The 26,798-nt window shown below is 60.4% G+C and carries 31 protein-coding genes; 8 read left to right on the top strand and 23 right to left on the bottom strand.

Annotated features, from left to right (window positions below; all coding sequences use genetic code 11):
• Positions 1-209: 209 nt before the first annotated feature.
• Positions 210-518, top strand: a complete 309-nt coding sequence (locus NKH02_RS26560; RefSeq protein WP_023819777.1) for a DUF736 domain-containing protein — start codon at positions 210-212, stop codon at positions 516-518.
• Positions 519-708: 190 nt separating this feature from the next.
• Here NKH02_RS26560 and NKH02_RS26555 read toward each other — a convergent pair whose 3' ends face one another.
• The 4 genes from NKH02_RS26555 to NKH02_RS26540 all read right to left on the bottom strand — a co-directional run bounded on the left by NKH02_RS26555 (position 709) and on the right by NKH02_RS26540 (position 3,789).
• Positions 709-1,998: a DUF2130 domain-containing protein gene (locus tag NKH02_RS26555; protein WP_352882670.1), complete on the bottom strand. Its 1,290-nt coding sequence runs from the start codon at positions 1,996-1,998 to the stop codon at positions 709-711.
• 171 nt (positions 1,999-2,169) lie between these two features.
• Positions 2,170-2,757 (bottom strand): DUF309 domain-containing protein, encoded by a 588-nt coding sequence (locus NKH02_RS26550; protein WP_352795113.1) that lies wholly within the window; start codon positions 2,755-2,757, stop codon positions 2,170-2,172.
• A 270-nt stretch (positions 2,758-3,027) separates the two neighbouring features.
• The gene (locus NKH02_RS26545) at positions 3,028-3,240 is read right to left on the bottom strand and encodes a hypothetical protein (protein ID WP_031193926.1); all 213 of its coding nucleotides are present in this window, start codon (positions 3,238-3,240) and stop codon (positions 3,028-3,030) included.
• Between the two features lie 144 nt (positions 3,241-3,384).
• Complete coding sequence (locus NKH02_RS26540) at positions 3,385-3,789, bottom strand: hypothetical protein (protein WP_352549344.1); 405 nt, start codon at positions 3,787-3,789, stop codon at positions 3,385-3,387.
• Positions 3,790-4,133: 344 nt separating this feature from the next.
• Here NKH02_RS26540 and NKH02_RS26535 point away from each other — a divergent pair, with 344 nt between their 5' ends.
• Both NKH02_RS26535 and NKH02_RS34590 read left to right on the top strand, forming a co-directional pair.
• Complete coding sequence (locus NKH02_RS26535; RefSeq protein ID WP_352549342.1) at positions 4,134-4,406, top strand: hypothetical protein; 273 nt, start codon at positions 4,134-4,136, stop codon at positions 4,404-4,406.
• Between the two features lie 502 nt (positions 4,407-4,908).
• Entirely contained in the window at positions 4,909-5,133 is a 225-nt protein-coding gene (locus NKH02_RS34590) for a hypothetical protein (protein ID WP_352951167.1), read from the top strand.
• Between the two features lie 48 nt (positions 5,134-5,181).
• On the opposite strand, the gene NKH02_RS26525 is transcribed toward NKH02_RS34590, so the two are convergent.
• Positions 5,182-6,075 carry a phosphotransferase enzyme family protein gene (locus NKH02_RS26525; RefSeq protein WP_352882669.1) on the bottom strand — a complete coding sequence of 298 codons (894 nt, stop codon included), beginning with the start codon at positions 6,073-6,075 and terminating at the stop codon, positions 5,182-5,184.
• A 113-nt stretch (positions 6,076-6,188) separates the two neighbouring features.
• On the opposite strand from NKH02_RS26525, the gene NKH02_RS26520 reads away from it, so the two are divergent.
• Entirely contained in the window at positions 6,189-6,491 is a 303-nt protein-coding gene (locus NKH02_RS26520) for a hypothetical protein (RefSeq protein WP_352549336.1), read from the top strand.
• 214 nt (positions 6,492-6,705) lie between these two features.
• On the opposite strand, the gene NKH02_RS26515 is transcribed toward NKH02_RS26520, so the two are convergent.
• From NKH02_RS26515 to NKH02_RS26505, 3 genes are all read right to left on the bottom strand, one after another.
• Complete coding sequence (locus NKH02_RS26515; protein ID WP_352882668.1) at positions 6,706-6,978, bottom strand: WGR domain-containing protein; 273 nt, start codon at positions 6,976-6,978, stop codon at positions 6,706-6,708.
• Positions 6,979-7,191: 213 nt separating this feature from the next.
• Complete coding sequence (locus tag NKH02_RS26510; protein ID WP_352603828.1) at positions 7,192-7,500, bottom strand: hypothetical protein; 309 nt, start codon at positions 7,498-7,500, stop codon at positions 7,192-7,194.
• 29 nt (positions 7,501-7,529) lie between these two features.
• Positions 7,530-8,222 carry a ParA family protein gene (locus NKH02_RS26505; protein ID WP_352688713.1) on the bottom strand — a complete coding sequence of 231 codons (693 nt, stop codon included), beginning with the start codon at positions 8,220-8,222 and terminating at the stop codon, positions 7,530-7,532.
• Positions 8,223-8,547: 325 nt separating this feature from the next.
• Here NKH02_RS26505 and NKH02_RS26500 point away from each other — a divergent pair, with 325 nt between their 5' ends.
• Entirely contained in the window at positions 8,548-8,958 is a 411-nt protein-coding gene (locus tag NKH02_RS26500; RefSeq protein ID WP_244493981.1) for a hypothetical protein, read from the top strand.
• A 788-nt stretch (positions 8,959-9,746) separates the two neighbouring features.
• The gene (locus tag NKH02_RS26495; protein WP_352882667.1) at positions 9,747-11,225 is read left to right on the top strand and encodes a relaxase/mobilization nuclease domain-containing protein; all 1,479 of its coding nucleotides are present in this window, start codon (positions 9,747-9,749) and stop codon (positions 11,223-11,225) included.
• Between the two features lie 132 nt (positions 11,226-11,357).
• Here NKH02_RS26495 and NKH02_RS26490 read toward each other — a convergent pair whose 3' ends face one another.
• From NKH02_RS26490 to NKH02_RS26425, 14 genes are all read right to left on the bottom strand, one after another.
• Positions 11,358-11,639, bottom strand: a complete 282-nt coding sequence (locus NKH02_RS26490; protein ID WP_006205593.1) for a helix-turn-helix domain-containing protein — start codon at positions 11,637-11,639, stop codon at positions 11,358-11,360.
• Positions 11,636-11,959, bottom strand: a complete 324-nt coding sequence (locus tag NKH02_RS26485; RefSeq protein ID WP_023819763.1) for a type II toxin-antitoxin system RelE/ParE family toxin — start codon at positions 11,957-11,959, stop codon at positions 11,636-11,638. The genes NKH02_RS26490 and NKH02_RS26485 overlap by 4 nt, the downstream gene beginning before the upstream one ends.
• Positions 11,960-12,178: 219 nt before the next feature.
• Entirely contained in the window at positions 12,179-14,221 is a 2,043-nt protein-coding gene (locus NKH02_RS26480) for a type IV secretory system conjugative DNA transfer family protein (protein ID WP_352882665.1), read from the bottom strand.
• A gap of 256 nt (positions 14,222-14,477) precedes the next feature.
• Positions 14,478-15,524: a P-type DNA transfer ATPase VirB11 gene (gene virB11, locus NKH02_RS26475; RefSeq protein WP_352882664.1), complete on the bottom strand. Its 1,047-nt coding sequence runs from the start codon at positions 15,522-15,524 to the stop codon at positions 14,478-14,480.
• Positions 15,490-16,824 carry a type IV secretion system protein VirB10 gene (virB10, locus tag NKH02_RS26470; protein ID WP_352882663.1) on the bottom strand — a complete coding sequence of 445 codons (1,335 nt, stop codon included), beginning with the start codon at positions 16,822-16,824 and terminating at the stop codon, positions 15,490-15,492. The genes virB11 and virB10 overlap by 35 nt, the downstream gene beginning before the upstream one ends.
• Before the next feature lie 7 nt (positions 16,825-16,831).
• Positions 16,832-17,668, bottom strand: coding sequence for a P-type conjugative transfer protein VirB9 (gene virB9, locus NKH02_RS26465; RefSeq protein WP_352809434.1), 837 nt, complete (start codon positions 17,666-17,668; stop codon positions 16,832-16,834).
• Entirely contained in the window at positions 17,665-18,396 is a 732-nt protein-coding gene (locus NKH02_RS26460) for a VirB8 family type IV secretion system protein (RefSeq protein ID WP_352882661.1), read from the bottom strand. Before NKH02_RS26460 ends, virB9 begins: the two co-directional genes overlap by 4 nt.
• Before the next feature lie 13 nt (positions 18,397-18,409).
• Positions 18,410-19,480, bottom strand: a complete 1,071-nt coding sequence (locus NKH02_RS26455; protein ID WP_352882660.1) for a TrbL/VirB6 family protein — start codon at positions 19,478-19,480, stop codon at positions 18,410-18,412.
• Between the two features lie 226 nt (positions 19,481-19,706).
• Entirely contained in the window at positions 19,707-20,381 is a 675-nt protein-coding gene (locus NKH02_RS26450) for a type IV secretion system protein (protein WP_352882659.1), read from the bottom strand.
• 50 nt (positions 20,382-20,431) lie between these two features.
• A complete protein-coding gene (locus NKH02_RS26445; protein WP_352882658.1) occupies positions 20,432-21,313 on the bottom strand; it encodes a hypothetical protein in 882 nt (293 codons plus the stop codon).
• Positions 21,310-23,676, bottom strand: a complete 2,367-nt coding sequence (locus NKH02_RS26440; RefSeq protein WP_352882656.1) for a VirB4 family type IV secretion/conjugal transfer ATPase — start codon at positions 23,674-23,676, stop codon at positions 21,310-21,312. Before NKH02_RS26440 ends, NKH02_RS26445 begins: the two co-directional genes overlap by 4 nt.
• A 47-nt stretch (positions 23,677-23,723) precedes the next feature.
• On the bottom strand, positions 23,724-24,032 hold the full coding sequence (locus tag NKH02_RS26435) for a VirB3 family type IV secretion system protein (RefSeq protein ID WP_352882655.1): 309 nt from the start codon (positions 24,030-24,032) through the stop codon (positions 23,724-23,726).
• A gap of 5 nt (positions 24,033-24,037) precedes the next feature.
• Positions 24,038-24,346, bottom strand: coding sequence for a TrbC/VirB2 family type IV secretion system protein (locus NKH02_RS26430; RefSeq protein WP_352492028.1), 309 nt, complete (start codon positions 24,344-24,346; stop codon positions 24,038-24,040).
• Positions 24,347-24,358: 12 nt separating this feature from the next.
• A complete protein-coding gene (locus NKH02_RS26425) occupies positions 24,359-25,195 on the bottom strand; it encodes a lytic transglycosylase domain-containing protein (RefSeq protein WP_352882673.1) in 837 nt (278 codons plus the stop codon).
• Positions 25,196-25,305: 110 nt separating this feature from the next.
• Between NKH02_RS26425 and NKH02_RS26420 the strand changes: the two genes are divergently transcribed.
• Together NKH02_RS26420 and NKH02_RS26415 are read left to right on the top strand one after the other, a co-directional pair.
• Positions 25,306-25,845 carry a hypothetical protein gene (locus NKH02_RS26420; protein WP_352882654.1) on the top strand — a complete coding sequence of 180 codons (540 nt, stop codon included), beginning with the start codon at positions 25,306-25,308 and terminating at the stop codon, positions 25,843-25,845.
• On the top strand, positions 25,845-26,444 hold the full coding sequence (locus tag NKH02_RS26415) for a thermonuclease family protein (RefSeq protein ID WP_352882653.1): 600 nt from the start codon (positions 25,845-25,847) through the stop codon (positions 26,442-26,444). The genes NKH02_RS26420 and NKH02_RS26415 overlap by 1 nt, the downstream gene beginning before the upstream one ends.
• On the opposite strand, the gene NKH02_RS26410 is transcribed toward NKH02_RS26415, so the two are convergent.
• Entirely contained in the window at positions 26,401-26,763 is a 363-nt protein-coding gene (locus NKH02_RS26410; protein ID WP_352882651.1) for a hypothetical protein, read from the bottom strand. The genes NKH02_RS26415 and NKH02_RS26410 overlap by 44 nt on opposite strands.
• Between the last annotated feature and the right edge of the window lie 35 nt (positions 26,764-26,798).

The following is a 26,798-nucleotide window of genomic DNA, read 5'->3' as shown; positions in this document are numbered from 1 at the left end:
ACTGGTCTTGGTCCTCGTCATTTTTTAAAACCCCACCCTAAAAACACCCCTCCCCCGGGGCGCCCTTACTTTGTGTTTGGGCCCCTACTCCCCCCCGATTTCCCCAGGCTAATGGGGGACCCCGGTGGGTGCGGGCCGATCGCCTCCGGTCCATCGACCGCCATCGAGGTCGCGGTGGTCGCGGCCCGAGAAACTCACGGAGACGACAAATGGCTACCATCGGCACATTCACCTCAAACGGCAACGGCTTTTCCGGAGCCATCAAAACCCTCAACCTCAACGTCAAAGCCAAGCTGATCCGCGTCGAGAACCCTTCCGACAAAGGCCCCCACTTCCGCGTCTACTCGGGTAGCGTCGATCTCGGAGCCGCCTGGCAGAAGGTCTCCAACGAGGGCCGCGACTATCTCTCGGTCAAGCTGGACGACCCGAGCTTCCCCGCTCCGATCTACGCCACCCTGATCGAGGTGGAGGGCGAGGAAGGCCTGCAGCTGATCTGGTCTCGCCCCAACCGGGACTGATCGCCTCGACGAGGGCTCCGCCGCAAGGCGGGGCCTTCGGCCGTTCCAAACCAAGCCCGCAGGCGGAACGAGAAAGCGTGACGAAGCGATGGCTGCGGAGCAGGGGCTCGGGTCCCGTCTTCTGGTCGCGTCTCAGTTGGGATCAGTCGTTGTGAGGAGTCCTGATCGCCTTGGCCGACCCGAAGGCCTCCTATTCAGTTTCAGGCGAAGCGGCTTCAATCCCCAGCACATCCAGCCCCTCAATCTCCTGCATCACTTTGCCGGCGATACCCTGCAAGTCACCATACATGCCGACAGTCGACTCGATCACCCCTTGAATCTGCGCCTCGCGCTTGGCCCACAGGCGTGTTGTGACCTTGCGTTCCTTGGCGAGGTCCTCCTGCATATCGGAGAATTTCTCCACGATCGCCTCGACACGGTGGCGAAACCGCGGACCCGTCAGATAGCCGTAGACCTGTTCCATTTTGGTGGCCTGGCCGTCCTGGGCGAGGCGGGAGTTCGCCAGCTCGATCAGGGACTGCCGAAGCATGATGGCGATCGGGATCGCACACTTGGGATGGGCGACATAAACTCCGTCCACAAGATCGAAGGTTTCCACGCCGGGAGGCAACGCTTCCGAGATCATCAGCGCAATATCCGCTTTCGCGGCTCGTTGATCTCCTCTGAGCTTCCCAAGCCAGCCCTGGCTCCAGTTCTTGGTGCGTTTCGATTCCCATAAAATGGCGCCGCAGGGCTGGCCGGCGGGTCCGACCACGCGGTGCAGGACATCTCCGCCGAACTCGCCCTTGGCGACCGGTTCGATGGTGTCCATCGGGAACCGGCTGGCAATGAGGGACTCGAGCTCAAGCTCGAGGACCTCGCCCTGCAGCTGCTGAGAACCCTGTTCCGCACGGCGCTTCAGCTCCTCGATCTGACGCTGCATGCCGGCGATCTGTTCTTCTTTTTCCGCAACCTTCATTTTGAGGCCGTCTTCGGCTTCGGACCTCGCCTTTACGCGTACGGCGTCCAATCCCTCCTGGATCTTCCTTTCGATGGTCAGCGCCATCTCGCGCTTTTCATCGTCAAGCGCACGCTGCTGTTTGAGAAATCCCGCCTGTTGCTGCTGGGCCTCGGCGAGCTTTTCGTCGCGCGCCTTCAACGTCGCCTCCAGCTCGGCAAGCTTGTTATCCCTGTCCTCCAGGTCTACCGAAAGCGGCAATTTTGCCTTGCGGGCTTCCTCGAGCGCGATTGCGGCACGCTCAAGCTTGATTTGCTCAGCGACCTGGTTGCCGATGTCCTCCTTGGCGGCGTCGATCGCGGCCTGCTCGCGTTTAAGCTTTTCCTCCCGGGCCGCCATGGACGCGTTGCTCTGCTCCAAACGCCGTTCATAGTCCTCGCGAGTCGCGGCAATCAGCGGCGCCGCGAGCGACTCGTTGAGCTTGATCTCCGTTTTGCAGCTCGGGCAGCTGATTGTCGGTTCATTGAGAATCCTAGGCTGCACAGTCGTTTGGCGCGCTGACTCACTGAGGGCTGATGTAGTTTCAGACTATATATTACCGCTCTTTTTTGGAAAAGAACAAAGAGCGAACAAGGGTGTTATCCCCAGCGTAAGGACGGAACGCCGATTTCGTCGTCGAATTCCCGCAAAACGGCACGGTGAATCCGCCGTCTTCTACGAATGACTGTTTCTCTTTTGCGATCTGATCGGCATTCCGCGGGAACGTGACCCGAGAATGAAATCAAACACGGCTTGAGGCTGACCCAGCGCTGTCGCCTGCAAGGCTGCCGGAATCCTTGCTGCGGCTTCGGCCTGTTCGGCAAGCACGGTGAGTGACATGCCGAGCGCGCATTCGAAGGCGCGATCCGGCGCGTTCATCAGCCGACGAAGGAGCGCCGCGGCGCGTCCGGCATGACGCACCGCCGCCGCATGCTTGCCCTCGCGGATCTTCACGCCGGCCGCCGATAACAGGATCAATCCCTTGAAGAGCATCCGAAGCGGAGCGCCTCGATCTGCAACCTGCCAAAGACCTTCCCAAGCCTCATGGGCTTCCCAGTAATAGCCATGATTGAAGAGGTCGATACCCCAGAGGAACATGTCCGAGTCAAGCGACGCCTCTTCAGCAATCTGAATTGCTTCGCTGTGATAGCTGTGTCCTGCAGGATCGCGCACGGGATGCGGCTGCCGGCCGGGAAGATACGCATAGGACGGAAAATTCTTTTCCGGTAGCCAGCGCGGGCGCAACGTCGAACCAATAGCCATCAAAGACGCATTTTGTCACTTGGCAATCAATTACGATAGAGGTGATTTGGCCGACGACGGGCGGGGCCCGCAGGCCGGTCGCCCCTCGTCCGGTACTCTGGAACAGGAACCCCTTGCGGGTTGTCTCCAGGCAGTCTCGTGTGCCTGCGCGTCTGCCGCCCAGCGCAGCTTGAAGGGTGCTCCTGACCGAGCGGCGTCAGACGGCTGGCCTTGTGACAGCCCCGACGCACAGCCCGGCCGTACCGCGCGGCAACTTCGAGAGCATCTCATCTAACCCCCACATTTCTCCGCTATTCCGGCGATACATTCCTCGAGTCGCTCCAGGCGGAATTTCGCAATGCGAAGTTCGTTCCCGGCTTCGAAACGTCGATGGCGTCCCTGAGGTGTGGTCGCAATGAGGTTGCGCTCAAGTTCGGCAATGTGCGCACGCACCTGTTGGGCATCGTCCTGACGCAACGCCTTGATCCATCCACGCCCGCGCATCAGTCTTCCTGCCAGCACCCCCAAAGTCATGCCCGAGTTATGCCACCGAGACCCTAATTTGCGGCAAGCCGAAACAGTCGAAATTTAACTTCCGCTAATGCGCATTCATCCGGTGGAGCGCGACCAGGATCGGGTGAAGAACCTCTAGCGGCCCTGTTCGATTGAACTCGTGCCCTTGGGCGCGAAGAAACACGTCCATCTGAACCTCTGGTAGGCCTCGAACTTCATGTGAGGAATGATCGTTCGATAGAAGGTCATCAACCGCTCACAGAGATGGTAGCGATCATCGGCCGAGGCTTGGACGCGCTCCCTAGGAATAAACCACTCTGGCTCTTGTGGCTCATTCAGATAGGAAGGGCGAAGCAGCCTGACGTAATAGCCGTCTTTCGTCTCCCTGACATTGCGAGAGTCTATCGGATGGCAATCTTTGTTGCCGCAGCAATCATATTGCAGAACCGGATCAGTCTTGCCGGTGTACCAATCGTGAGCATCCGCATTGCCAGTTAAGACAAGCCACGCCAGCGCGATACGTCTTCGTGGCTGTCTCATGACATCCCCCACATGCCGCATAGAATATATTAGCGCAGTCTAATTGTCATCCTGGAGCCGCATGCATGCGGTCGAAGCCCATTTGCCTCCGACAAATGTGGCCACAGCTCCTCCTGACCAGTGGTCGGGCGGCCGAGACGCAGACGTGGGCCAGCTCACTCGCCTTCGACGACATCACCTGGGTGAAGCCCGGATTCATGCTTGTCGTTTGACGCGCCATGCTTCATCAACGGGCACTTTGCTGAACGATGCCTTTTCGCGAAACGCTACCCTGTTTTTTCGCTGAAAGCTCGCTCACCAACGGCGTTCGATGCGTTGAGTGTGGCTTGGGAGAGTGAGGACGCTTGCAGATCTTTGACAGGATCGATTCCCTGATAGACGCAGGCGATTGTCGGGCCGCGATCCAAGAGGCGCGCGCCTTGCTACTTCAATTCGAACAAAGGTCCGATGCGCTCACACATGCGATCGACGACTTTCTGCTCGATCTCATGACACTGGCTTTCATTGTTGAATGTTATGGACGCGGCTTTGAACTTCTGGCGCGAACGCTTGCCCGTAGAAGACTGGCAAAGGTCAGGCTTTTGTCGGAAGGGGTCGATTTCGCCAGGGAGAAATGACACCAAAGCTTGCTGGCTGAACCGGCGATCGCGCCGCGTTCCACACAGTGACGAAGGCAATCAACGACGTTCGGCCGCCAAAAAAAATAGGGCCATCGGTAAACCGAGGCCCTTTAGGTGTGAAGGTCAAAACCTTCAGAGGGGAACAGCTGATACGATGGAATGGGAGGAAACCATCGCGTGCATCAGCTGTAGGCTTAATGGCTAAAAGTTGTGCAATGCGCAAACACGTTTTGTGCAATGCAGCTATGCAAGAACGGAGAGGGTCCCTCTCCACCCTCAAAACTTGCGCTTGGAATGTTTGTGCTGCTCGCAGGTGCTGATGAGGGAGATCCTGACGCTCGTGCACCTCCAGCAGGAGCAGAGACGATCATCGCTCGATCGGCGGTTTCGATCTCGAATGTGAGGGTCAGCGCTTCGGCGGGGAGCTACCGTTACAGCACCATGCCGATGGGGACCGGCGCGGATTACGAGATCGAGCCCCCCAGGACCGTGACGCCGCTTGGGCCGTCCCGCCCTCGAGCCCGCCCTCGACGATCTAGAGGGTGAACGGGAGCGCTTGCGCCAGCTTTTTGCCCATGCGCCCGCAGGCTCGTGTCATACCAGTCGCGTGATAGTGGTGACTTTTGCGTTCACCGGCGATCTGGCCGAGAAGCGTCGTCAATTCGCCGAGGTGGAGGCAACCGACATCGATCGCGGTGACGAAGGCGAGGTCACTTGTACGTAGGGCGCTTCCGATAGCGGATGAATTTCGCTCGGGTTTGGACGGCTCGAATTACTCATTATGCGATCCAACTTCCGCGTCGGCCCACAAATCATTGGTCAACGCACAATAGCGCGCGAGAAACAGCAGCGAGCGGACTTCAGCAAGGCCCATGAAAAGGGGCAGCACGTCGAGCTCAATCTTCGACAACGGGCGGATCTTTTCATATCCGGATATCAATGAAGCGACCATCTCACCGGAATTGGGGCTTTCGGCGCGCGCTAAGTGCCATGCCGCCGTGCCGAGGTCGAGAACAAGAGGGCCGTGCCCAAAATCATCAAAATCGAAAAAGTGGACCTTCCCATGGTGAACGCGAGTATTGCCTGTCCAGGCATCGCCGTGACACAGGCCGGCTGGAAGGGAGTGCAACTCAGATCGCCGCAAGCATGCCAGGTAGTCGTGCTCAATCACTCCCGAGACTTCGCGGCTCTCAAGGATGGGAGAAAGTGCCAGCAACGTATCTTGGACTATCGCTATCGGCTCAAGGCTTCGGATGTCTCCGCCAATGGCGGTTGGCATAGCCAGGTGCAGGTGCGCGATGAACGCTCCAAACTGCGCCATACCAGCAGGTGTAAGCTCGATCGGGTCCCCTTCGACACTTTCGAAAAGGTAGGCATGACGAAGGCTACCACCACATGCCAATTCAAGGATATGGGCGGACCGGTCGGCCGTGGCGACAGGTTGGCTAACACCCACATCCGCGCGGTCAGGAAACTGCGTCAGCAGGGTTACCTCGGCAATGATCTGCGAAAGGGGCCTTCCCGATGCGCGGTAGAGCCGTAAATAGAAATACTTCTGCCCCGCACGTGCCCGATAAGTACGATTCACGCTGTCAACGACCAGTTCAATGGCGTCAAAACGGAGCGAGTATTGGGAAGAGAGCCAATCCTTGTCGATATCGATCATAGGCGCCAAATACACATTTGGTCCCAATGTCGCAAAAATCCGAAGCCATCATCCGGCTCGGTGCTCCAATGTATCGCCACTAACGCCGGATGACGATAATCCCGGCCAGTGCGATGAGAACGATACCCAGCATTGAAGCCGTAATCATCGCTGCCTCCTCGATACAAGCCGGAGTCGTGGTCGCTGGAGACCGGGCTTCTTTGCCGGATCGGGCAAGCCGCTTGTGTGTGCCCGCCGCCATCCTGACCTATCCTGACAGACAAAAAGATCAAAGCCAGAACGGTGGCGACGGTGGCATAGCGGAACAGGGATCGTGCCAGAACATGGCGGGGACATTTTTGGCCCAGCGCATTAGTGAAGTTCGCATGCGCGATGTCGTCACCATGCTGGTCGAGGGCAAAGTGGCTGCCGGCTGAATTGTCGAACGTCTCAACGTTTCGCCGAGAATTTCGTCGTGCTCCGGACAATCTTCGCTGTCGACTCCACCCGACCTATCGCCTCACAAGTGACCGCCGACATCTTGCCACGGTGTCAAGATCACTGACTTCCCACTGGCGACATCGCCCCGCGCCCGGTACACGAAGCGACTTTGTTCCAGAACCTCGCTCCCGTCGCTCTACCGGCTACCTGTCAAGACGGGATCGCTTCTGCGCGTCGGGCGGATCGCGGCTGATAGCCGCGCATCCGCTTGGCGCGCAGCAGCTCGAGGAAAAGGGCGACGGCTTCGCCCTCGGTATCAAAGGAGTGCTGTACCGTGCGGCCGGTGGTTCCGATCCGGCCCCAACGCCGGATCAGGCAGGTCTGGCCGAACAGGGTCTCCTCGACCGACAGTGCATAGAAGCGCGCCATGTTCCGATCCGCGTCGCGGCGTTCGATACAGAGGCGATAGAGCTGCGCGATCATTACGGACAGAATCGCGCAGCCGGACGCGCGCGTCCAATGAATGGTTTGAATCAGCGGACGCGGATCGATTCACTCTGGTGATGGATGGAACCGAACGTCAGTCGTTCAGCAGCGTCTTTGATGGCCTTCCCCGGAGAGATGTAGCCAATCCTCGTTGGGCGGTATCGTGCGCGGTCGGTCGTAACGAAAATCGACGCTAATTGGCGCGTCTGGCTACCTCGGCTGCCGAGCAAGGAATTCCGTTATCAGGCCCTGCACCACCTCCTGCATGGTTGTTCTATTGCGCGCGCAATGGACCTGCAGCTCGATCATCTGCGAGACCGGAATGCGTGTGTGCAGCCGGGCTGTCTCGCCGTCTGCCTTTGGCCTTTCGAGCTTCGCTTTCGCCTCTCTGGCCGAGCGGGGTCTCGTCTGCTGCTCCAGGTTGTCCGTTTCGCTGATGCTGGATTCCACTATGGCAGCCATGTTGCGCGAGAACGGATCATCCGAACGGGCACGCGGTTTCAAGGCGGGCAGCGGCAATTGGTTTGCGGTCCGATCGCTTTTCTCGTTCATTGCGGGGTGGCTCCGTTCAGTTTGCGGATGATCTCGGCGGTCAGGGCATTCGTCTGGTCGCGAGCGTCCTGCACGGCCTTGTTCACAGGCTGGACTTCGTAAAGCGTCCCGGCGGTTGCGATTGAGGCGAAGGTCGGCCGTTGCGACAAAAAGGTCTCAAGCACGCTTGCGTTGGCCTGCCGCAGCAGCTGGATCGCCGTGCGGAAGGCCATCGTGTTGTGTTCGATCCCCGAAACCATGTTGAGCATCACCGCGTAGGGAATTTCGCGGTGGCGCCCTCCAAGTGAGCGGATGTGCCGGATCAGACCGAGGCACTGCTTGACATCGAAGACGTGCGCTTTCGTCGGAATCAGCACGAAGTCGGCGTTGGCGACGGCCGGGCCGAGTGCAGCCACGGCCGTGCCTTGGACATCGACCAGCAGCAGGTCCTCGGCGTCGGCTTGCGCCAGGCGATCGATCAGTTCGTCGGTCGAGCTGATGGGGATGACGTCGATGTTTGAAAGCGCGTACCCGGCGCGGCGACTGTTTTTGCTCCACTCCAGCGCGGACAGTTGCGGATCGGTGTCGAGCACCGTCACCCGATGACCGGCGGCGGCGAACTCGCCAGCGAGCAGGATGGTGGTCATGGTCTTGCCGACCCCGCCTTTGGGAGAGGCCACTGTGATTTGCACCGCGCGTTGTTCCGGCATTGTTTTTTCCCAATGTTGCGTACCTTGGCGTCAAGGCGCATAGGCGATTTGGCGCCAAAGTGACTTTCTTGCATTATGACTATGCGCCGGTGCAACAAAGTGCCGAGGCGCATAAGTGCCCGTGTGATAATATGAATTTGCACATCGGTGCAATGTCCCAGGATGCATGATCGGCTCTGCATTATTGTGTCTGTGATTCAGTATAATATTTCGTATTGAATTGACAAGATACGCAATTTGGGTCCAAATTGGCTGAGCAGGTCGTCGCTTCGCTTCGACCTGGACCGTCTTCGACGTGAGGCCCATCCGCCATAGCGAGGAATTTTTGGACACCAGCGCCGCCCACAAGGACACCCGAAAGCGCTCCCGGATCGATATTGGGCCGGAGGCGGGCGCGCTCCTGGATGAGGCCTGCAAGGTGTTCCAGCTTGACCGAGCGGAGACGTTGCGGCGCATTATCCGGGCCAGCCTGGATGTCGGTCCCGCTCTGTCAGCTGAGAATTCACGCACTGTCGCGGCGTTGGCCTCACAAGTTCGGATGGTCGGCCGAAACCTCAGCCAGCTTCTCCATGCCATTCATTCCGGCCACGCTGCCCCCATGGAGGCGGCGTTGCCGATATGGGAAGCGCTGGATGAGAGGGTGAAAGCTGTCGACGCCGAATTGACGGCGATGACGATCGCCCATGGCCTGAAACTTCGGAAGGCGGCGCATCTGCTGGATGGTGAGGGCGCGTGAACCTCGACCAGTCTTCCATACAGGCCATAGCCGATCGGATTCGCGCGAGCGCGGCTTTTGAAGAAGAGAACCGCAAGCGCCGGCGTCGGGCCCTGTTGTCCTTTGCTGGAAATGACGATGATGGGTTGTTCAAGACGGTTCGCGGCCGGAAGGGGGAGGGCGGTCTCGGGGCAAGCCAGCCACCGGAACCCGCCGTGCCGCGCTCGTCTCCCGGGGAACTGGAGCCGCCGCGCGGTAAAGCCGGGCGCCTAAACCTCGGCCTGCCAGCGAAGCGACGGAAGCTCGCCGGCGGACCTCGGCCGAGGGCCGCTGCCGACAAGCTGGCGGCCGGGTATCAGCCGGCCGTTCTGAAGGTGATTTCCTACGGGCATGGCGTCACAAGGGCAGCCGCCATCGGTCAATATATCCAGAAGGAGGGCGTCGCGCTCGAGACGCATGACGCGCGTATCCTGGCAACGCAGGAAGCTGTTGCCGAGGAAATGAAACAGTGGGGCAAGGGTTTCGACAAGCGGCGGGAGAGCGAGGATGTGGCGACGTTTCGGCTTTCGCTGGGAGGGCAGGAGAATGCCGAGCGCCTTTCACAGGCAGTTCAGGCAGGTTTCGCCGGCCACGGTTTCGCCTATCGTATCGACACACTGCAGGACGGATCGAGCGTCGCGCGCGTCGTCGCGACCATGGCCGGACACAGCGTCGTGCGGGGTGAGAACGGGGACGACAAGGTGAAGCATCGGTTCCACTTTTCGGATCGACGCCAGCAGGATCGCCAGTTCTCGGCACCGACCCGGGCCATGATCGCCTCGCGGATCTCCGGGGCGCTTGGGGTCAAGGAGGATACCGTTTCGGTGAAGCCAATTGGGGAGCCCAGCCACGGCAAAGCCGGTGTCGTGTTCCAGCTCGCGCGCCTTAGCCATAACGGAGCGGCGATCGGCGCCGACGGCGCCGCGATCGCGTCTGAGGAGGCGGTTCGGCAGACCGCGCAGTCCTGGGACAAGACCCTGAATTCCTACAAGCCTCGCGACACCATGCACATGATCCTGTCGGCCAAGGCGGGCGAGGACAGGCAAGCTCTGGTAAGGGCCGCACGTGGGTTCCTGCATGAGCAGTTCCCCAATCACAAATTCGCCTTCGGCATGCATGCCGACATGGCCGAGGAGGGCGGTCATATTCATGTCCACGCCATCGTTGCGGTGAAGGGTGAGGACGGTGAGCGCTTGCGACCAGGTCCGGCCCAGCTTCGCGAATGGCGCGCGCTCTATGCCCAGCACGCACAAGCACAGGGCATGAAAATCGTCGCGACCTCCGCGGCCTATCGAGCGTCATCACAAAGCTATGGCCCGCGCGACAAGGCGATTGTGGCCACGGCCGAAAAGCCGCGGCCGGGCAGGGAGGCGCGTGACCGCGCCTACGCCCGTGCAAACCCGCACGTCATCGAGAAAGCCCGCCAGCGGATCGACCACGCGAGGGCCAACCCGATAAAGATTCCGATTTCGGCGCGCCAGCTGCAGGCCACCCAGGCAAGCCTTCGGGACTGGCACTCGGTTGCTGCTTCCCGGCCGGATAACGCGATAGCGAGTCAATTCATTGTTCGGATGACGCAAGCTTCCCGATCCGGTACTGTTGTGGTCGCTATTCGAGATGGAAAGGGTGTTCAAATGAGTTCAGATGCCACCGCGGACCAGATGCGGGAAAACCTGAAACAGATCAACGAGACCGTTAACAAGACAGCGGCCATGATGAACGGCCAGACGAAAGCGGAGTTCTTACGGCGCGCAGCGCCCACCATGGAACTGCTGGCGATCCGGACGGATCTCAAATCCCTGCAGGAAGGCGGCGTCACGCATGTCAGCGAAGACCAGGCCCATCGGATTGCCGGCGCGCGCGCCGAAGCTTTGATCCATCGCGCCCAGGAGATCGAGGCCGCTGAGCGGCTTGAGGCCGATCGCGCTCGCGAGATCCGTAATCGCGCCATCGAGCAGGAGATCCGCGACGAACGAGCCGGATCGGCTGATCCGACCTCGCTTGAGCAGGTTGCGCAAGACCGCGAAGTGGTGCGCAACGCCGAAAGCATCGCCGCGAAGGAAGCCCGCGAGGCACAAGCCGCAAGCGAAGCCGCGCGATCATTGGCACAGAATCCTAACGAGCGGCTTGATCCCGAGATCGTCAAAGGCGAACGGCTCGAAGAACTGCAGCGCCTGCAGTCGAGGAGCATCAACACCGCTCCAGTCGAAGGCGAAGAGCCGGATTCACAAAAGCCGCAAAAGCAGTAGTTGCCTCGTCATGCAGCACTGCGTGGGCTCGTTGTTCCCTAAGCCAGGCTCTGGCAGCGGCTCCGTTCGGCACACGCTCGCGTCCAAACGCGGATGTACTCCGAGGAAAGACGATGATTAGACATCTCGTGATTATGCAACCTCCTTCACCCGGATTTCTATATCCAGGTGAGCGGAGGCGGCGATGTTGACGAGCGCGTCAAGCGAGAACTTGGCGAGCTTACCGCGCAGCAGATCATTGATACGAGGGCGCGTCAGGCCGAGCCGCTTGGCGGCTTCCTCCTGGGGAATGCCCCAACGCTGGACTGCCTTACGGATTTCGTAGAGCAGCGCCGAGCGCGCCTTGAGGTTTGCTGCCTCCTGTTCGGTGTCCGCCAGGGCATCCCAGACGTTCTCATAGATTTCTACGTTCATCGTTCTGCCTTCCATCGTTTTAGCCGTTGAGCCGCCAGATCGAGGTCTTTCTTGGATGTGGCCTGTGCCTTCTTCTGGAACGCATGAAGCACCAAAACGCGGTCCTCTAGGGTCGCCAGATAGATGACGCGAAACGCTCCCGATGCCTCCCGAACCCTGATTTCCCTGACGCCGGCCCCCACGATCTGCATAGGTTTCCAGTCGTCGGGATCGTCGCCGCGCTGGACAAGTTCGAGCTGCCAGCCGGCCTCTATCCGCGCATCGTCAGGAAACGCTCGAACATCCGCCCGGCTGCTTCCAAGCCATTCAATCACCTTCATCGGGGTGCACTGTATCGGTTTTGATACATGTTGGGTAGAGTGAAAATCAATCGCGTTTTACGGACCAGCAATCAACTCACGTCCCGACCAAGAACCGGGAGGCGCAACGAAACGGTTCGATGCGCCCGCCATCGGATTAGAGACGCTTCGCCTTGTTCTCACTCGACATAGGCACCGAAGGCACAAATCGCTCATTTGTATTCAACTGAATTTCACGTCCTAGCGATCGCCGTGACGTCTAATTTGATCCTGCAGCGCCTCAAGAGCGGCTGACGGTCCCCCGTCGACATCTCCGCTATCCACTGACGGTGACAGGGAACGAGCGCCGGCCTCCACTTCCTGATCGAGCGATGCGAGCAGCGCGGCGATCGACGTGGACTTGTTTCCCGGCCGGACTTGGAATTGCAAGACACTCGCCTTGCCTTCAGACGCACTCGGGTCGGACGTCTTTGACGCTGCCGGCGCCGATCGCCGGCCAAGGGTGGGAAGCGGCCGCGGCGCATCATCAGCCGTCTGATCGGCCCGCTTCGGCTTCAACTCCGGAACTTCAGCGGCGACCTCGCTCTTTGCTTCAGCCTCACCGCCCGTCGAAAGGCCTGAGCTTGGCAGCACCTGTGGTGCGTCCGCGCTGTCGCTCTTTACTTTCGGCTTTAACGCGACGGGATCAGCCCTTTCAGCCGCAGTCGCACGCGGCACCGCATCGGCATAGGCTGTATCGCCCGAAGCCGACGCTTCGACGGTATCAGGTTCCCCCAACTCGAAAGGGGCCGCCGGCGCGTTGTTAGCCGCCGCTTCGACCTCCGCCATGGAGCGCAGCGGAAGATCCTGCCATCGTGAGAGAGGCGGAACCTTCAAGCGCCGGTGCCGAAATTCCTGATAGGTCGCCTTATAGGGAGCGTCCTTATAATAAGTGATCTTGCGCACCATGAAACCAGGGGGGCTCGAGCCCAGAACCACGGCCTGCTTCGCCGGCATTTGCCGAAGCTCCGCCGCCGTCCGGAACGGCCTTTCCTGATAACTTAAACTCTTGTCTCGGGCCCCAAATATACCTTGACCAGCCCTGATGATCGGGGTGGGCACCTCGATCGTGGTCGGTCCCAGCATTACAGAGACATGTTCCGAGGTCTCCACGTCGTTCATGCGGATGAAAAGCTTCACCTGACACGCGGTCACCGTGGTGTGCCGCGTCGCTTTTCCATAGACTTCGTCAAGCTGGGCAAGATCCTGCAGGATCAGGACCATGCGAAAGCCATAGCCCGCGTTGATCGCCAGCTTGGAAACGATGGACTCCATTTTGCCGAGCTGGCGAAACTCGTCGATCATCACCAGGACCTGATAGGGCTCGTCCGGGCCTGGCGAGGAAGCCATCAGCACATCATGGATTTGCTGAACCAGGAGTTTGATGATGGGCCGGAACACGTCGAGCTGCGCCACCGAGCAGCCGATGAAGAGAGCCGTCGGGTCCTTGCGAAACTTCGAGATATCGAAATCGGTCGACGCCGTAGCGGCTGCAACGAGATCATTGGTCCAGGGGTTGAGAGCCGCCGTCAGGTTGAAGTAGGCCGAGTTTCGCGTTTCCTTTTCCAGCGCAATGAACTGGTTGAGCCCGTGCACGACCCACGAAGGCAGATATTTTTCCTCTTCATTACGGATATTCGTCAGCACTCTGAGAAAATCCACGCCGGTCGAAAGAAGCATCGCGACGGCGCGCAAATGACGCTGCCCCTCATAGCGTGGTGACGTCAGCACATAGCCGATCATGGCCGAAAGCAGCTGCCGGCCGGCGCGCGCCCAGATCTCGGAACTTCCTGTCGCCTCGGGGATGATGAAGGAGGAGACCACCGCGCAGTCCGTCGGCATGCGCGCATCGCGCCGGATGAAATCCAGTGGATTATAGCGATGCGAATCCTGCTCGCCGGGCGAAAAGAAAAAGACCTTATCGCCGAGAGCCTGCCGGTGCGCACCGAACGCCTCGAAGTTCTCCCGCTTCGGATCGAACCACACCGAGGATCCTCGCCACATGTAACCGTTCGGAATGACAAAGCTGACGCCCTTGCCGGATCGGGTCGGCCCGACCACCAAGACGTGCGCGGGCTCGTCCGAGCGGATCGTCGCCCCACCCATCTTGCCGAGGATCAAGCCTTGCTTTGCCAGCAGGTTTTTCCTTTCGGCGTCCATGATCGTGCCGAACCGCGCATTGCCGTAGTGCTTTGGCTTGCGGTTGATCAGGCTTGCAAAGATCAGGCCGACGCCGATCGCCATGACAACCGCGACCGCGATCGCGCCCCGGATGATCGTCTCGCCCTGCGTGGGATGATAGGCCAGGCGCTGGCTGAAATGCTGCCAGGCAACGAACAGGCCGCTTAGGCTGCGTTGCGCGTTCTGGTATTTTAGAAGCCCCCAGCGCGAGGCGCCTTCAGAGGACAGCGCGGGATTCCACCGCCATGTCGCCACCAGCTCGTAGGCCAGGCTCCAAAGGGCAAAGAAGGCGGCGAGGCCGATGAGGCCGAGGAGAAGCCTATAAGCGAATACGCGAGACATTCTGGGGAACCTTTCTGGCGGCTCTCCATTCGGTCATGCGGTTGAACCAGATCGCCGAAGTTCCGCGCCAGCCGCCCCGGCGCGTTTGTTGGATCACAATCGGCAGGACCGACCGCACGTAATCGATGATTTCTGCCTTGCTCAGCCCGAGCCCAGCCTGCATGACCATCAATGCTAGCTGCTCAAACGCACCGGTCGGGCTGTCCGCATGGATCGTCGTGATCGATCCGGGATGACCTGTGTTGACGGCGCGCAAGAACGAATAGGCTTCCGCTCCCCGGATCTCGCCCAGGAAGATTCGATCCGGCCGCAACCGCATGGCGGCTTGCAGCAGCGTTTCAACGGTCACGTGCGCCAGGCCCTGGTCGCCCTTTGATGCGACGAGGGGCAGATAGTTGGGCTGGTGTGGTTTAACCTCTCGCGTATCCTCAATGGTGAGGATCCGCTCATCCGAAGGCACCTCGTGCAAAATCGCGTTCAGAAACGTCGTTTTGCCCGACGATGTGCCTCCTGAAAGCAGGATCGAATACCGTTCCCGCACGGCCAGGCGGAGGAAATCCTCGATCTTGCCGGCGTCGAGATATTCGCAAAGGGCGCTGTCGGTCTCGCTCAATTCGCCGGGATCCTGGACGGAGATCGCATCGAACGACCCCCGCTTCCGGTAATCGTCAAGGCGCATATCCTTCACGACCTGCTTGCGGATCGCGAAGGCGCCTCCTGTCGGCGTCGCCGGCGCAAGCACGCCCTGGAAGCGTTCGCCGCCGGGGAGGGCGGCCGAAAGCAAGGGATTTTCCTCGCTGATCGATTGCGAGGATGATGCCGCTATACGCTCCATGAGGTAGGTGATCGCGGCGCGGTCGAGTTCGGGGACGTCGAAGGGCTCCATATGTGTCGAGCCAACATTTTCGACCCACACAAGTCCAGGTCCGTTTGCACAGATTTCGACCACGCGATCGTCGTCGAGCCAGCGCCGCACCGGCTCCAGCGCCTTATTTAGAAAGACGGTTCTTTGCTGCCCGCTCACGTCGTATCTCCCTCAACGCCTCGCGTACCGGGTCCGGATAGAACTCCGAAAAATCGAGGTCGCGGCGCACGAACACCATGATGCGCGACCCCTGATCGACATGGATCGTGGGCGCGATATTGATCGAATTTCGAAGCGCCTCTTCGGCAATGCGGTTGAGGCTTTGCGAGACCTGTTGAGCGCCGATCTGGCGGGCGCTCTGCAGGTATTGGTTGGGCTGCGTCTGGACTGTCACCGTCTGTCCGGTCTGCGGGTCCGTGTAGGTCTGGTTGGTGTTCGACCCATTCTGGTCGTTGCCAAGGTTGGCGATGAATTGCGTCGCACCGCCCACGACACTTAGAAGGATCGCCGAGCCGAACCGCTCGAAATAATGGTTGTCGACCTCGCCCGGCATGCCGCTGCGACCGAGCTCGTCGGTGCCGGTCGAGCCGAGCTGCACCGACATGCCGTCCGATCGAAGCAGGCGTGTCCACACTATGAACACCCGCGTTTGGCCGGTTGCGAGGCCACTGCGATATTCACCGATAAGGCGGGAGCCAGCGGGGATCAAAACCCTGCGACCGTCGAACGACCACACATCCTCCGACACGACGGCCCGAACCATACCGGCAAGATCGCTCTGGATCGCGGTCTCGAGCACGCCCTTGATCATCGTCCCTTGGGCGACCAGAGCGTCCGTGCGCGGGTTCATCGTGGCTTTCGATGTATCCGCTCCGCTCTGGCTCGCCCTTGCCAAAAAACGCCGATTGGGGTCCTCCTCGCCCTCGCCTGCGTTTCCGGCCGCCGCTGCATCCGCTCCATTGCCGCCCAGCGCTGATGCACTGCCAGGCGCATCGCCGCTATCGACGACGAGCTGCTTGGCGCGCAAGCGCTCCCATTTGCGGCGCTCCTCTTCTTCTTTCTTGCGCCGTTCTTCCTCAGCCAGACGACGGGCCTCGGCATCATCCTGCACCTGTGGTGGAGCTGCAGGCGGTTGCAAGGCTGGTGGAGGGGGAGGCGGAGCCTCGACCGTCGACGGCGGCTGTGCCGGCGCCGCCGGCGGCTCCTCGGGAGCCGTCGGGATTTTCAGCGTGCCGTTATCAAGCTGGGGACCCGGCGTAACGAGCCCAGGTGCGGGAAACTGTGTGGTGTGAAACTCCTCGCCATCCGACGCCGTCAACAGCGGCTTGTCTGGCGCACGCGTCGCCGCATAGATCATCCAGCCGGCGAAGACCACCGCACCCAGCGGCACCACGATCTTGAAGAATGTGCTCGCCCCGAATTTTGGCGGGGCGACCACTGTTCCTTCCTCGGCGAGCATTCTGTACTCATTGGGAGATGGCATCAGGCCCCCTCACTTTCCGAACAGTCCCACCGCCGACACGCTGCGGCTCGTAAGGTTCGAGCCCGGTCGGTTCGTTCACATTGTTCAGTCTCAGATTGAAGACGCAGGTTGCTTCGTTGCCGTTGCGCAGCGTCCATTGGTAATTGACCTTGTCGACGACGATGTACGCCCCCTCGCGGCGATAATTCACAAGCGTCTCATTGCGCTCGCTATCGACGACATAGATCGCCGGCACTTCCCTTGCCGGATCGAAGCGGAACCAGGTCTTCACGCCGTCGTCGTAGATCACGAGCGGCTTATTTGCCGACGACCCCTTATAGGCATAGGACGAGTTGGCGTTTTCGGCCTTGAAACCCTGCCGGTTCGGCTGTGCCGCCCGGGCCTGGGCTTCGTCCATCAGCGCCGCGTCCGACACCTCTTCGGGATAGCGGAACTTGATCACATAGACTTGTTGCGCAACCGGCCGAAACTCGCCGTTAAGGAAGAACACGTAGCTGCGCTTGTTGGTCAGGACATTGAGATTCCCGCCCGCATTCTTCTCGATCGGCTTCACAAACAGCACATTGCCCTTCTTGTTGGGCTCGATGCTCCAGGCCGGGACGTCGCCAGCGCCGAGGGTTTCGATTTTCTCGTCATCGCCGAATTCGATCATGGTCGAGGCGCCATAGCTGGCCGGCACCGACACCACATCGTCCTTCTGATACCAGACGAAGCGAATGCGACTGTCACGAGATCCCGCCCGAGGGGTCTGTTCGGCAAGGGCCGGCTGAACTGCGCAAACGCCGAGCCCGATTGCCATCAGGATGGGGGCGACCTTCATTGCGGTGTCTCCGCGGTGGGTGCCGGCGCCGTCTCCTGATCGCGCCGATATTCGAGCACCTGGAAGCCGAGCGGATTTTGAAAGCGGATCTCGTTTTTGGCCGGCACGCCGGTGTAGCGGAACCGGATCAACGACACCCAATGCCGCTGCACGGTGTTCGCTTGGCTCTTTTCCTCCGTCATGAACCGGACCAGGGCGGTCCTCTGGTTGGGAAATGTCACGGACTTCACGGTCACCGCCACGACGGTGTTTCGCCCATAGAGCACGACCGGGTTCGTCACCTTGTTTGCCGGGCTGAAAAGCTCGACGAGCTCCCTCGAGGCATCGCCGGCGCTCAGCAATTGCGCGAGATCGAAGTTGTCCTTCAGCGCCTTCGGATCGTAGGTCTCGCGAGCCTTCACATAACGGACGATATCGAACATCCCCATCGACTCGTCCTGCTGCAAAGGCCCGTCGGCCAGCGGCCGCTTGACCTCGACAAACCCGGTGGATTTGTCGACCACCACCATGTAGGGCTCATAAGTCTTGAGCGGCAGCGCGAGGATCAGCGCGCCCACCGCTGCAACGGCAATGACCGAGGCGACGCTTGCCACACACCACGCCAGAGATCGCGACCAGCGATTGCGCCGCGCGATATCTTTTTCCCAGATTGCCGCATCCACGTAGTACGGCAACGGAGACTCGGTTTCCTTCGCCGGTCCCCCAGCGCTTCCCTTCACATCGCTCATTGGTGCCCCAAACCTATGCGGGATCCGTCAGCTTTCGGGAAAGCCGTGCATATTCCGCTGAATCCTCATACCTTCTCTGTGCGAGGCTCACGCGCGCCCGCTCGCGACCCGCCAGACGTTCCTGCCGCGTGCTCCAGCCCAAGCGTCCCATCAGCCTGCGCTGACCGGCTTGGCCCATCGCTGCGAAGGCGCCTCCGTAGAAGCGCCACAACGAAGGCGTTCCAATACCAATTCCGCCCGCGAGCGAGGCGGCAACGTTGGTGATTTGCGACAGCAGCAGCACGCCGACGAGGCAGATCAGGATCAGCGGCGCGGCTTCGGTCAAGGTCGTTGTCGCAGCACCATTCGACCGGTTGACCGCGTCGAAATAGGTCTGGGTAATCGAGATGAAGAAGGCACAGAAGGCATAGACCAGAATTTGCACGCTCATGTACTGCACGATCGCGGTTATCCAGCCGGCGAAGAACCGGGTCGTATAGCCGAACAGCATAAGAATGATGAACACTGGGGCGAGCGCCAGCAAAAGCCAAAGAAAGATCTTCGACAGGATGATGAGGAAGATCGCATAGCCGATGAGCAGCGCGCCGACGACAAGGATGATCGCCGCCAGTACGTAGCCGCCGAAGTTCAACACGCCAAGGCTCTTGATAAAGGCGGAGGTGGAATTGGCGAGCGAATCCCAGATGTTTTGCAGGGCAGTCTGCACGGAGTCGACGGAGTTCAGCCCGGCCGATGTCCCGGTCACATTGGCCGAAACGCTCGTCAGAAGGCTGTTCCCGATCGCGGAAGGTGTCTCATTCGCGAACGAATAGGCATATGTTTGAAAGTCCCCCCAGCTCGTCGCCAGAGCGTAGATCACGAAGGCGCGGAACAGCCGCCAGACCATCTCTTTTCCCGATCCGGTCGAGGTTCCCTGCCAGATGCCGATGGCCCAAAATATCACGTACAGCGTCAGCATCAGGCCGGCGACACCCACCTGTCCCCCGCCGGTCAGGGCCGACGCGAGGTTCTGGTAGGCTTGCGATACATAGTTATTGCCGAACTGATCGACCTGCTGCAGAAGCGTCGTGATATTGAAGTTCATTTTTTCGCCGTCCCACCTGGAAACAAAGATGGATCGCTATTGAGTGCCTTCATCGGACCGCACTCGAATGGCTTCTTCGCTCCTGTCCTTGGTTCAGGCGCCGCGAACGCCATCGGCCGCAACGGTCCCTCGTCGCGCGAGCATGGAGCCTTGAGCGGCTTGTGGCCGCACCCCGAGGTCGCGACAGCGCCAATGATGGCGGCCGCTGATAGAAGAAAGCGCACCGTCATTGGCCGGATTTGTATTCGAGCCCCCGCGAGGCCTGGGTGATCAGGTTCATACGATCGATGTTTTCCTGATTGGCGGCCGCCGTAGCGGTATTCACTGCGCCGATCAGCTCGTTCACGGTCAGACCCGTTTGCACCATGATCTGGCTGTTCTGATCGATCGAGCCCTTGATGTCCTGCGCCGTGCCGATCCATTGAGCGCCCGACTGAAAAGCGCTGGAACGGGTCTTCACCCCATTTTGCGAGGAGTCGACCAGTCCGGTCACCGTGGCCGCGACGTTCACCAGGGCGCTGTAGTTCTTATCCATCTGCGTCGTCTGGCCATTGATCAGGCCCGAAATGGTTTTCACCAGCTGCAAGCCATTGATCATGTTCGAAACGATGCCCTGCGATCCATTGCCGAGGCCGGCGAACGACAACGAGCCGCCCGAGATCACGCTACCAAGCGAAGGCGCGTCCCCCATGGAGAAGCCGCCATTGCCCAAGGCCATCTGCGCGAGCTGGCCGGCCTGGCTCGACCGGTCGCCAGTGACTGCCTGCAGCGTCTTTTGTGTATAGTTCATGATGTTGCGGTCGGTGCTGAGGATCTCGCTCGTGGCCGATGCAATCTGCCGAGCCTGTTCCAGATTAGCCTCGTCGATCGTAGGCACCTGCGCAAAGGCGATGCCGCCCAAGCCAAGCAAGAGTGCCGCTGTTAACGGAATTCCACGCATAGCGCTTTCTCCTATTGAGCCTGATATTGCTTGACCGCCGACATCAGTTCGTCGGTCGTCATTGTGACGGGAGCGCGGTTCGCGTCCCGCTGGATTTGCGAAAGCACGGGCGAGACGTTTTCAACCGTGTCGGTCGTGCGCGGCGCCGTGCATGCGCCGTCCGTCGACGGGCAGCACGGGTTGCCGGCCGTGCCGCCGCCGCTCGTAGCCCCGGGACAGCTTGTCGAGCCACCCGAACCAGGCGGCGGGGACGCGGGAGTGGGCACCACCAGGCCGGAGGATCCCCGACTTGTCAGTGTGGCAGTGCCGATGTTGCGCACGTTGAAAGCTTGGGCGAAGAACCCTGTCGCCTGGATCACCTCGTTGAAGGTCAGCCCGCCTTGGGCGCGGATTGCGCTGTTGCGGTCGAAGGCTTCCATGACCGTTTTGTCAGTCCCGATATCCTGACTCATGGTCTCGAAGGACTGCTTATTGGGGGCCACCGTTGACATGCTGCCATTCATGCCGCCGAGAACCTGACCGGTGATATCCAACTGGCCCCTTTCGCCGGCATTGCCGCCGATAGCGCCCGATCCCGACCCGGTCGACGCGAAAGCCGAAGAGCCCTTGATGTCCGGATTGGCCTCTTCCAAGGACGCCCGGCCACTCGCCGGTTCGACCGAAGCCTTCGGGCTCTTCACGTTCTGCGCCTTTTTGGGTGTCGTTACCGAGCAATTGACGCCCTGCGTGGCGGACTTGGTGTCCTCCTGGATGAGCTTGATCTGAACCTTGTCGGCCTTGTCCTCGCTCCGCTGCGACAGAATAGGGCTGTCAGAAACCGGCACGGCCGCCATGGCCGTCGATCCCGCGAAAATCGTCACAAGGGCGGCCGTCGTGCCCATAATGGTCTTCATTCCGGGTCCCTCCCAAGAAAGATTGGCAACCAAACCTGCGGGTCGTCGCCGACACGCGCGCGCAGCGCGTCGAGCTCCTGAACCGTCTCAATTCGACCGGAGAGGATCTTGATCGCGTCAGGCATCGCGCCCAGATTGAGGCGCGCAATGACGCTGTCCTGATCATGCTTGATCAGGAATTTGCGGGCTTCGGGCGGGGTTTCGCGGATCCATTTGATCTCGCGCTCCGACAGCCCGAACGCCCTGTGCGATTCCTCGTCGGCCTTCGGGTTGGGGAAAAAGATATTGGTCGGCGTCTGTTCGATCAGCGTGTTGGCGATCGATGACTTCACAATGTCCGCCGCTGACTGCGTGCCGAAGCCAACGATGCCATTCAGCTTACGAATGGTTTTCAGCTTGTCCTTGATGAAGTAGCTGAAAATATCATTGTCCAGCAGCTTCCAGCCCTCATCGAGGAAAATCATGACCGGTTGCCCGTCAAGCAGCTCCTCGATGCGATGGAAGATATAGAGCAAGGCTGCCGTGCTGGTCGTTGCGTCGCTCAACACGCTCGTCATGTCAAAGCCGAAAATGGACGACATCGAAAACGAGTCTTCCGCGTTGTTGAACAACCAACCGCGCTGATCGGGCCTCATCCATGGCTGCAAGCGCGAATAGAGATCGTCATCGCCGGCGCGCATCGCACCGCGCAACAGTTCGGCGAACTCCTCCATGGTTCGACCTTCCGGCGGCGCGCTCGCCACCTGGGCGATCGCGTTGCGGATGACTTGCTCCTCGCGCGTCGAGTGGGCGTGTCCGTCGGATCGACGCAGCATGAAGCTGAAAAGCTGGAAGAGGAATTCCCGGTTGCGCGGCGTATCGGGCAGGCGCAACGGATTGAAGCCGGAAGGCTCGCCGGCCTTCAAAACCTCATAGCGGCCGCCAAGCGACCGCACGAAGATATCCAGGCCGCGGTCCTTGTCGATCATCACCAGCTTGGGGCGCGGCGTGATGCGCTGCGCCTGTGCCGCGAGAAAGCCGAGCAGCACCGTCTTGCCCGAGCCCGAGGGGCCGTTCAGAGTGAAGTTGCCGAGGTCTCGAACATGGAAGTTGAAGAAGTAGGCCGTTTGCGACGTCGTCTCGAGGACGCTTATCGGCGTTCCCCAATGCACCCCGCCAGTCCGGCCGCTCGGATAGTTATGGAAGGCCGAAAAGCCTGCCATGTTCTTCGATGAGATCATCGACTTGCGCGCCACATAGGCGAAATTGCCGGGCAGGGTGGCCCAGAACGCAGGTTCACAATTCAGGTCCTCGCGAACCCACAGGGCGGATACCTCGGTCAGCGCCGTGCCGACATCGGTCACGCAGCGCGCCACGTCGTCCATGGTTTTCCCGAGGCACAGCACCGTCAGATGATGCAAGCCATAGAGCGCTTCCGAGGACAGAAGCTCATCGCGTGCTTCATCAAGTTGATCGGCCACGATCGAGCCGGCTTCATCCGACATGTCGATCTTGCGCCCGACCCGCTCCATCTGGGTCAGCGCCTGGGGCTTGTCGATGATGGCGAAGGATTGCGTGACGATGAATTCGTGCGGCACCTTCAGCATGGGGTTGAGCATCCCCGGTCCCGTGATGGAGGGGTACTCGCCTACCGAAATGATGGCCCCGTATCGCGTTTCGCCAGGGAACGCCCCGCGAATTTCCAGCGCATTCGGGCCGAAGAACAGCCGCTTTGTCGCTAGCGCCTCCGCGAGTTTCATGCGCGGCAGTGCCATCGGCCGCGGAAATCCGCCATTGACGAGCTGCACCAGGAATTCCAGCGGCTCGGAATGCCAAACGTCACTGCGCTTGACGACGGTGAGAACCCGCGCGCCATACGCCTGCAAGCTCTCTCGGACGGCTTTCATCACGTCCGTGAGTTCGATCAGCGCCCGCTCCTCGCTCGAAGAGCGACCGTCCGCAGCCCTTCGTCCCAAAAGCTTGCGGATCACGAGATCCGCCGTCCCCACCGTGCCTTGCAGCTCGCGCCGCACGATGGTCAGGTAGATATCGTTCACAAACATGCGCTGGGTGCGCAGGGCCGCCGTATAGCGCTGGTCCAGCTCTTGGCAGAGCTTGTTTTCGAAGCTCGACTCGATCGCGGGCTTCACCTCGCGGCGCACGATATGCGAGTAGATCGCATAGCGGGAATTCGCCAACCCCCGGATGAGATCGTTGCGGCCGAGCAGGCGCGAATTGATCTCGGCGATATCGATCGTCTCGAAGCACAGTCCGCTCATGTGAACGAAGGACATCAACATGCCGTCCTGCGTCTTGATCACCTCGTCGGACACATGCCGCGAATAGGGTATATGGGCCGAAACCGGGTTCTCCCGACGAGACACGGCCCCGAAACTCAGTTCATCGCGAAGAGCCCGCGCGATCGCCACGGTCACACCCGATAACTGCGCGCACCCCAAAAGCTGGCGCTTCGGGGCGGCGTCTTGCGTGAACGGATGAACATGATCTCGATGAACATGGGATCGCGCATGATCGCGATCCTGGCAACCGCATAGAGCGGCACGCAGATAGAGAGCATGACCAGATTATGGGTTGCGAGGAACACGACCGCCGTCAGCACGCCTATGAACCCCGCAAGCTCGTAGGGAATGCCGAGCACCGTCGGCGCTCGGGTCAAGCCCTTGACCAGCGGAGTGATCAACAATTTGGGCTCGCCAGGATCGATCCAGCCGTCTGCCATGCCGATCACCTGCCGACCGCGGATTGAAAGAATTCGACGATCTGGGCCGAGCCGAAGACCAGCACGATACCCAAGACCCAGCTTCCGGCCACAAACCATGACAGGCGTGCCGCCCAGGCCATGAAGCCCATGAAGATGCAGAACAGAACGGCCAAGGCGGTCGCGATCGGACCGGTCAAGGTCTGCACCAAGGTCTGCAGCGTGCTTTGCACCGGCTGGAGATTTCCGCCCCCGGCCATCGCCTGCGTCGCCAAGAGCATGAGCGGCATCGCCACACCAGCGCTGCGTGCAGCAATCATCTTCCACAAGGTCATCAAAGCATCTCCTCAGTCAAAGTTTTGCACCATCCCGCCCTGCCAGACCGGCGCCGTCGCTTCGCGAGACGACATTGTGCCGCCATTGCGGGAGTTGGCGCGGGATGTCGGATCATTTCGTTGATCAGCTGCGCCGGCCGCAGCCTGTTGAACGCCGGCCAGGTCAAGGCTCACCGCCCCGGCGGGCATCACCGCCTCAGACCCGACCGATGGCCATTGGTAGAAATCGTTGATGACGTTGGCGACGTAGCCAACCGTCTCGGAGTAGGGCGGGACGCCCTTATATTTGAGAACCGCGACCTCGCCGGCATTGTAGGCGGCGAGCATGTATATCGGGTTCGGAAATTTGCGATGCAGATCCTGCAGAAAGCCGATTCCACCTTTCACATTATCCGCGGGATCGCAGATATCGACCCCGTAGCTTACCGCCGTGGACGGCAGAAGCTGCATCAGGCCATAGGCTCCTTTGGGCGATAGCGCGCCGGAATTGAAGCGGCTTTCGGCCCGGGCAACCGCGAGGACGAGGGGCGGGGCAAAGCCTTGCTTGCGCGCGACCGTTTCGACGATCCGCTGTCCTTCTTCCTTCGACAGGGCAGCGACGCCGGGGCAGGGGTTGTCAGCCAAGCTCGGTGTCACCGTAGCGGCCGCGCTGTCAGCACCTCCCGCCGCACTGATCCGCTGCACGTCCTGGCTTTCGACCTGGTAGGCCGGCATCACCCGGCCCTTGGCGTCGACGGCCGCATTGACGATGCGACCGGTGGGTGACGTGACGCTGCCCGGGAAGTTCCGGGAAGCTTCCTGTGCAGACGCCGCTTGGCATGTCACCAAGATCGCACCCGCTGCCAACACCGTTTTGCGGGATCGAATCATTAAAATAGTCCTGCGCCGTTGCCGATTCTGGAATGCTGAATTAATACAATGACTCGATGAACTGCAATCGCGAAATTGAGGCAGACACAATGAAAATGAGCAAGGTTCTTCCCGTTGTGGCGTTTTTGCCGACCTTGTCGGTTTTGTCGGCGGCGCCGGCCCATGCTGATGATTTTGGCTGCAAGGTCTTGCTGTGCATCCTCAACCCGCAGGGTTGGGCGAGCGTCGGGGAATGTGTGCCCCCGGTCGAGCGCGCTTTCCGTATGGTCGCGCATGGGGAGCCCTGGCCCCAGTGCACCGAGGCCGGCAGTTCCGGTCGTATCGGATATGAGAAATTCAAACCCTGCCCGGACGGCACGATCGCCGTCTCGCCCGAGACGGAATCGAGCGGGAGCGACAACAGCTCTCGCTCACAAACTGTCTACAAGCCCGACAATAACGGCGCTTTCTGTGCTGCGCGGAATGCAACGAATGCCTCTTGGGGCACGAACCCGAGAGGTTCGGGTTACGATGCGCGTCCAACATCGGCGGTGACGCGGCGCGAGCAGAGGACGGAGCCAAACTATCTCGATCTCACGACGACCGACGGCAAACAACGGTTCTGGTTCAATCTGAGCAGGTATCAATAATGAAACCTGGCTTCGCCGCCGCCGGCATTCTCGCGGCCGTCCTCGCCAGTGTTCCGGCACTGGCCGAGGACAGATCCAATCCCTGGTTTCCGATCCCCGCCACAGCATCGTTCAGCACCGGCGACACCTGGACCTATGCCGGTGAGACCCACCGTCTCTACGGCGTTCAAGCCTGCCTGCGAGGCACATATTTCACAAATAGCGCAGGGGGGCATGTCGATTGCGGGGAGGCAAGCCTTGCAATGCTCGTGTCTCTCATCCGGGATCTCAAACCTCAATGCTACACGGCCGCTTGGCAGGCCGCGACCAAAACGCGCTTCGTCGTTTGCGTCGCGCAGCCTACTTCAGGATCCGCGGCCGGTTCTCGCATCGATCTCGGCACGGCGCTGATCTCGACCGGCTGGGCGTTCGCGGCCGTCACTCCGAACGGCGCTCCGGTCCATGCTCCCTATATCGTCGCGCAGGAGGTCGCTAAAAAGCAGCACCTTGGCCTGTGGCAGTTTGCCGACGTGCCCGATCCGAATGCCATCATCCTCCGCGATATCCGAAACGCATCTAACCAGGCTGGTCAGTCTTCGAATCCGCCTGCAAATCGATAACTGGTCCCCGGCGCGTTGGATCATACTGTACATTCTGCTGAGGCCATCGCCGGACCACGAACGCGACGGCAAGCGCAATCGCCGAAATCAATCCGAGAACAATAGCCGCGACCAGCCCCGGCTCTCGCCAAAACGATAGACTGTCCCACTGGTTCAAAAGCCGGGCGCCGGACAGCACCAAAATCAGGACTGCTGCGATGACGATGCCCGTTCCCGGATCCATGTCGAATTCTTCAGCATCGCTTTCTCCTTTTCGCACTCCCTGGTCACGGCCCCGATCAACGATCGCTTCCAGCGCAAACGCCGGCGCCAGACGCAAGCTCAGACGTAGCCTGCCCTACGGGTGCGCCAGCC

Source organism: Mesorhizobium sp. M1396, assembly GCF_040317725.1.
Lineage (GTDB): Bacteria > Pseudomonadota > Alphaproteobacteria > Rhizobiales > Rhizobiaceae > Mesorhizobium.
The sequence above is the reverse complement of the archived record's forward strand: the minus strand, read 5'-3'. Positions and strand labels throughout refer to the sequence as shown.